Here is a 6440-nt window from a genome sequence, read left to right as displayed (position 1 = left end):
CGCCATCGAGGACGCGTTCGCCGCTGTCCGACCGGATGAGTGCCGAAACTACATCACCGCTGCTGGATACGATGCCTATGAGCCAACCTGAAAGGGCACGGCTCTAGCCGGCAACGGCATACTCATGCTCGCGTCACCCGAGGCATGGTACTTCGCGATACCGGGCGTGACGACGACAGGCCCATTCAATCAGCACTTCCTACGCGATATCGGCCTCATCTTCGTGCTGATTGGGTCGGGGTTTATGTACGGTGCAGTGAGACCAAGATCGCGCGTACTGCTTTGGAGCATGGGTGCGATCTGGCTTTCGGGGCATGCTCTGTTCCACTTCTGGGAGGTTGCCGTGGGCATTTGCGGGCCGGAAGTTCTAACCCGCGATTTTCCCGCGGTAACACTTCCTGCACTCATTGCGGTTGCCTTCAGCATGTGGTCGTTCCGCCATGCCGACCGTTGATGACCCGACCCTCGTCTTTGAACAGGAGCGGGCGCGGCTCGTCAGGCTTGCCTACCGCATGCTCGGTTCTCTCGGCGAGGCCGAGGATGCCGTACAGGACGCCTGGCTCCGCTGGCGGAACGTCGACCATGCTGGTGTGTCCTCGGCTGGGGCCTTCCTGTCGCGTACGGTGACGCGGCTTTGCCTGGACGTCATGAAGTCCGCTCGGGTTCGGCGAGAGACCTACTTTGGAACGTGGTTGCCCGAGCCCGTCGCCGTGGGTCCGGACGAAGCCCCTGAGGATGACCTGACACTCACGCTGATGCTCGCCCTGGAGAGGCTCTCACCGCTGGAGCGGGCAGCGTTCCTCCTGCATGACATCTTCGCGGTACCACTCGCGGAGATCGCGGCTACGCTTCAGCGTGAGCCGCCAGCTGTCCGGCAGCTCGCAGCGAGAGCCAGGAAACATGTGCAGTCGGCACGTCCGCGCTTCCCCGTTGAGAGGGAAGAGGGGGCACGCATCGCGAAGGCCTTTTTCGAAGCATCGGCGACGGGCGACGTCGCTGCGCTCCGCAGCATGCTCGCCGATGCCGTCATCGTGCACTCCGATGGTGGCGGGAAGGTGCACGCATTCCCGCGACCGATCATCGGCATCGACAAGGTTACGCGTATGTTCGAAGGAGCTGCGCGGAAGGCGTGGATCCAGCATGCCCAGAAGCTGCAGGATCTCTGGATCGATGGCCTGCCGGGCTATTTCAGCCTGGAGCCGGGCGGGACATTCCAGACCGTCGCCCTCGATATTCAGGGCGGCCTGATCGTCGGCATCTATTTCACCCGCAACCCGGACAAGCTCGAACGTATGACAAGGTTGTTCGGAGGGGCAGCGGTAGCGCTGACGCCTCACTGAGCCTCAACGCCGGGCGCTTGCGAGTTCCCTGCGGCAGACCATCGAGAACGCGCAAAGCGGGTCGAGGCCGCTGGCGTGGTGGATGTCCGCGAAGGCGGAGAGATCCTTATTCGGGGCGAAGTAAGTCTCGCCGATGCGCTGCATGACACGCTCCGCTTCTTCAAGCGTCTCCGGCTCTCCGAAAAGCCGGATCTTGTTGACGATGGCATAGAGGTTCACCAGCTTGGCCGGATCGTCGAGATCATGCCGGAAGGCGTCGCCGAACAAGGTCGATGCCTCCCGAATGAACTCGCCGTAGAGCGCTTCCCGTCGCGCGCGATCCTGCACCAGCAGAGTTGCGCGCTCCTGGCTGTGTTGCGTCAGCCATGTGGTTGCGAAGGAGGCCATCGCGCCGATGGCGGAACCCGCAAGCGCGGAAAGCGCCGAGACGTAGGCAGCATCCATCGGCGGCGTCCCTCAGCCGACGCGCTTCGGCTGCGTTGCCAGCCAATCGCTGTAGCGCCGCTCCGACATCCACGCGTCACCGGTGGGGGTCAGCCAGTTTTTTTCGAGGAGCACGCCAAAGTACGGTGCAGTGTCGTCCGTGATGACTTCCCGCGTCTCGCCGATGCCATCGAAGTGGCGCTTCACCAGCTCGACCATCGGCAGCAGCTCGGGGCCCGCAATCTCGATCATGGCGCTCCGTGGTGGCGCCACGGCGGCCTCGGCGACCTTCGCGGCTACTTCGGCTGATGCGATCGGCTGAATCGACGCGGAGGTCACTCGCGCAACACCGTCGATGATTGACGCGTTCGCAATCGTGCCGACGAACTCGAAGAACTGCGTGGCGCGGACTAGCGTCCAGGGCACGCCCGCCGAAGCGATCAATTCCTCCTGGGCAAGCTTGGCGCGAAAGTAGCCACTATCGAGAAGGAGCTCGGTCCCGACCACCGACAGCGCCACGTGATGCGTTACGCCCGCGGCCTTCTCGGCCGCCGCGAGGTTCCGTCCGGCGCGGACGAAGAAGTCCATCGCCGCGTCGTCGGCGAAGGACGGCGAGTTGGCAACGTCGACGACGACGCCGGCGCCCTGCAACGCATCCGCGAGCCCCTCGCCCGTGACAGCGTTCACCCCCGTATTCGGCGAGGCCGCGAGCACCTCGTGGCGGGCGCTCCTCAGGTTTGCGACGACCTGCGAGCCGATCAGCCCCGTGCCGCCGATGACGACGATCTTCATGTGACGCTCCATCTCACTTCAGTCCCGTCGGGACCGTCGCGGACATGACGAGGAGTGCCCTTTGCAGTGTGACATCGACGTGGAAGATCGATGCGCTCAAAGTGAGCTTGGCGAGGGCTCGACCTTGTAGGGTGCTCGGCTCGGGTGCGGCCCTGGGAAAAGCCGTGCCAGTTCGAACCTGACGGGACGGTGCGCCATTTCCCGGAAACGCATCCTCGGGACAGATCCCGAGGATGAACAAATGCCGATGGGCTCACCCGTGGGTGGTCCCCAGTTTCAACGGACGACTGGGTGGGCGCGGGGCCCATAGACTCAGTAGTCCCAGAACACGGGTACCCACCGAAAAGCGTCGCCATCAACCGCGACCCGACCGACGGGAACGGCAGATGCGTGGCGATCAGTTGCTCGCCGGTCGCCGCCAGTTCCCGCAGAAGCCGGACGCGAACGCGCGCCGCCTCCTCGGGATCGTGTTCAAAGCCGTTGTGCCAGTCGGGGTGCTCGAACCCGACCGCGAACACGGCGTCACCGGCGAATGTCAGCCGGTCGCCATCGGATGTCAGGCGGACCACGCTGTGCCCAGGCGTATGTCCGCCGGTGCGCTGGACGACCACCCCCGGCGCTACCTCGTGCTCCTCGTCGAACAATCGCAACTGGCTGCGGTACTCTTGCGCGAACCGCTTGGCGGCCGCCCGAAGCGCGTCAGGGAACCCCTCTGGCATGTTGACGTGAGTAAAATCGGGCGCTTCCCAGAATTTGATCTCGGCAGCCGCCACGTGGATCCGTAGGTCCGAGCGCAGCCGCTCCTTCACTCCATCGACGAGGAGCCCGCCGACATGGTCCATGTGCATGTGGGTCAGCACCACGTCCGTCACAGACGCGAGATCAATGCCAGCAGCCTCCAATCGCCTGATCAGTTGCCCCGCCCGCGGCAGGCTCAGGTTCGGGTCCAGCCCCAACCCGGCGTCGATGAGGATGGTCTGGCCGCCACTGCGGACTACGACTACGTTCAGCGACCAGTCGAACGCGTCCGGCGGCAAGAACATGTCGTTCAGCCAAGCCGCCCTCACGACCGGCTCGACGTTGTGTCCCAACATCTTGGTCGGAAGCGGCAGCACGCCATCGCTGACGACCAGCACGTCGATCTCACCGATCCGCACCGCGTAGCGCGAGGGCACCAACTCTTCTCCTTTTACAGGCGGAGGGCCAGCGTATCCCGGATCGGTTCGTCCGGCATTGGCAGGTACTATGATGGTCATCGTCATCCCTTTCGTGGGACGCGCGTGCATCAGGTTCGTCAGGATTACGAAACGCGCGTCATGCCACGGAGACGAGACGGGGTCGGCAGATGTGACACGAGCGATGAGAAGTCGAACTTATCGCCGGTGGATGATCGTTTCACCTCAATGAGTTCCTGGAGTGGATGGTCGCCTTCTACCTAAATCCGTCTTCCGAAGCTGCTTCACCAAGAGCCTGAGAGCGGACGTTCCCAGGGTCTGCAAGGGGTCGACACCGGACGGTCAGCCCGTTGGCGCTGAATGTCTGCTACCGGACGTCGGGCACACTTCCGCTTCTGGCGCACAGCCGAACAGGCGGCACGCGAACTCCTGACCCCTTGCAGACATAGCGGCTGGCCAGATGAGACGTCTGCTCCGAGAAGCGGACCTCCCCGGGGCGATCACGACATCAGGACGTTGTGGCCGCCGGACTAACCATTCCATCCCAACGGCAGCTGTTGGCCTCCAAGCGGGCATTTCAATGTCTTCGGTCGGAAGTCCGCTAATGGCGCACAGCAACCACAAGAGATTGCTGGATCAGGCCAGTACAGAGATGGTCTGCTCGCAGCTCATTGGGGCCGAAACCGGGTGCACGCCTGATTTCAGAACGGGAGGAGCCGTCGAAAGCGGGCGATGTTCACGAGCGCCATGAGGGACGAGGCCACGTATGTGAGGGCGGCGGCGCGTAGCACGGTGCGTGCGCCGGGCATGTCGCCTGCGTCGAGGAAATGCCCCCTCTCCAGGATAGGCAGGGCTCGGCGGAAGCTCGCGTCGAACTCGACCGGCAGCGTCAAGATGTTGAACATGAGGCGAATGCCGAGGAGCGCAATGCCGAAACCCACCTGCAGGGCGAACAGGACAGGTGAATGGAAGAAGGCGAGCACCACGGGTGCGGTCATCATCATCAAGGCCGCGACGAACTCGAAACCCTGCACGACGGGGGCGAACCTCACCCGCGCCGCGAGGAGTCGGTCCCCGGCCGCGTGCTGGAGCGCGTGGGCGACCTCGTGCGCCGCAATTGCGACCGCCGTGATGGAGCGCCCGTCATGATTCCCTGGCGACAGCCGCACGACGTTTGAGACCGGATCGTAGTGGTCGGCTGGCGCGATCTCGACGAGGACGTGCTCCAGCCGCGCCAAGTCGAGCAGATGGCGGGCGAGCTCGCCGCCGGTTCCGGGCAAGTCCGGCCGCTCGGTGGCGTGTTGTTGCATCGCCCGGCGCACCCACCAATGGGGGCCGAACACCAGACCGAACAGGAGGGCGGCGCCAAGCGCGAGGAGGAGGGGCACGAAGGATATGTTGGCAGGCGGTCGTATCCGGGAAAGCGCGGTGTCTCATCGGAGATGTCCGCCCTCCGCCAATGGCCTGACAACGTTAGAGACCGGATTGGGACGAAAGCGGCGGTTCATCAGCGGCCGGCCCAATGTCGGCTCATGGCGCACAGCCGAATAAGCGGCGTGCGAACTCCTAACCCCAAGGATGCTGATCGCGTTGAAACGCACTCGCCACGCACCGCTGGTCACGCGACCAGTGCCATGTCATGTGCGGGCCGGTGACCGATCATCCCGACCTCCCCCCGCCTGCGTCGCTTGCGAGCCTCGGCTGGCTCGACTTCTTCGAGGAGCAGCGCGAACCGAACGAGGCGGATCTCGTGCCCGTGCGGATCGCCACGGTTCACCGATCACGCCTGACCGGGCTGTCGGAGACGGGATCGGTCGAGCTGACGCTTCCCGTTCATACCACCACCGCTGATTTCGCCGTGGGCGATTGGGTTCTGAGTCATCCTCGGACCCGGATGCTCCACCGCCGTCTGAACCGAAGGACGGTCTTGGAGCGACGCCTCGAAGGGAGCCGGGCCCTGCAGCCCGTCGCAGCCAATGTCGATACGCTGTTCATCGTCACATCCTGCAACGCCGATTTCAATCAGGCCCGCCTCGAACGTTATCTGGCCCTGGCCAATCAGGGCGGCGCAAACCCAGTGATCTTGCTCACCAAGGCCGACATGGCGGCGGACGTTGATGTCTACCGCCATCAGGCGGCCGAGCTGCAGCGCGGGCTCGTTGTCGTGACCGTCAATCCCCAGTTTCCGGCGGCGGCACGGACCTTGGCCTCGTGGTGCGGTGTGGGGCAGACCGTGGCGCTGGTCGGCTCTTCCGGTGTCGGCAAATCGACCCTGGTCAACACGCTCGCCGGTCCTGGGCAGGCGCCTCCCCAGGAAACCGGAGGCATTCGCGAGCACGACGCCAAGGGACGCCACACCACGACGTCGCGTTCACTGCACGCCATCGTAGGGGGCGGCTGGGTGATCGACACGCCGGGGATGCGGACGCTGCACGTCAGCGACGCTGAACAAGGGATCGCAACGCTGTTCGCCGAGATCACCGAACTCGCGCCTTCGTGCCGGTTCCGCGACTGCACGCACGCGCACGAACCCGGCTGCGCCGTGCAAGCCGCCGTCGCCGACGGCAGGCTCAACCCCGAGCGCCTCATCCGCTGGCGTAAGCTCCTCAATGAAAACCATGACAACACGCCCGTATCCGCCGGACCGCGCGGCCGACGGAAAGTCGGCGGGTAAACGTCTTTAGAGAATGTCGAGCTCGGCCGAAGGATC

5 protein-coding genes and 1 pseudogene are annotated in these 6440 nt (G+C 64.4%); 2 read left to right on the top strand and 4 right to left on the bottom strand.

Features of this window, described 5'->3' with window-relative positions; genetic code table 11:
• The first annotated feature begins 440 nt into the window (after window positions 1-440).
• Window positions 441-1340, top strand: coding sequence for a sigma-70 family RNA polymerase sigma factor (locus MFF24_RS26385; RefSeq protein WP_238228928.1), 900 nt, complete (start codon window positions 441-443; stop codon window positions 1338-1340).
• Between the two features lie 3 nt (window positions 1341-1343).
• On the opposite strand, the gene MFF24_RS26380 is transcribed toward MFF24_RS26385, so the two are convergent.
• The 4 genes and pseudogenes from MFF24_RS26380 to MFF24_RS26365 form a co-directional block, all read right to left on the bottom strand.
• Window positions 1344-1784, bottom strand: a complete 441-nt coding sequence (locus tag MFF24_RS26380; protein WP_238228927.1) for a hypothetical protein — start codon at window positions 1782-1784, stop codon at window positions 1344-1346.
• Between the two features lie 12 nt (window positions 1785-1796).
• A complete protein-coding gene (locus tag MFF24_RS26375; RefSeq protein WP_238228926.1) occupies window positions 1797-2555 on the bottom strand; it encodes an SDR family oxidoreductase in 759 nt (252 codons plus the stop codon).
• A 312-nt stretch (window positions 2556-2867) separates the two neighbouring features.
• A pseudogene (locus MFF24_RS26370) lies at window positions 2868-3817 on the bottom strand (MBL fold metallo-hydrolase).
• Between the two features lie 614 nt (window positions 3818-4431).
• The gene (locus MFF24_RS26365; RefSeq protein ID WP_238228925.1) at window positions 4432-5118 is read right to left on the bottom strand and encodes a zinc metallopeptidase; all 687 of its coding nucleotides are present in this window, start codon (window positions 5116-5118) and stop codon (window positions 4432-4434) included.
• Between the two features lie 251 nt (window positions 5119-5369).
• Here MFF24_RS26365 and rsgA point away from each other — a divergent pair, with 251 nt between their 5' ends.
• Window positions 5370-6404 carry a ribosome small subunit-dependent GTPase A gene (rsgA, locus tag MFF24_RS26360; RefSeq protein ID WP_238228924.1) on the top strand — a complete coding sequence of 345 codons (1035 nt, stop codon included), beginning with the start codon at window positions 5370-5372 and terminating at the stop codon, window positions 6402-6404.
• Window positions 6405-6440: the final 36 nt, after the last annotated feature.

Source organism: Methylorubrum aminovorans (assembly GCF_022179725.1).
In the GTDB taxonomy this organism is placed as follows: domain Bacteria; phylum Pseudomonadota; class Alphaproteobacteria; order Rhizobiales; family Beijerinckiaceae; genus Methylobacterium; species Methylobacterium aminovorans.
Note: the sequence above shows the minus strand (reverse complement) of the source record. Positions and strands in the feature narration are given on the sequence as shown.

Excerpts from the sequence above, each read along its gene's own strand:
- MFF24_RS26380 (WP_238228927.1), bottom strand. The coding sequence starts at position 1,784 with ATGGATGCTGCCTACGTCTCGGCGCTTTCCGCGCTTGCGGGTTCCGCC.
- MFF24_RS26385 (WP_238228928.1), top strand. The coding sequence starts at position 441 with ATGCCGACCGTTGATGACCCGACCCTCGTCTTTGAACAGGAGCGGGCG.
- rsgA (WP_238228924.1), top strand. The coding sequence starts at position 5,370 with ATGTGCGGGCCGGTGACCGATCATCCCGACCTCCCCCCGCCTGCGTCG.
- MFF24_RS26375 (WP_238228926.1), bottom strand. The coding sequence starts at position 2,555 with ATGAAGATCGTCGTCATCGGCGGCACGGGGCTGATCGGCTCGCAGGTC.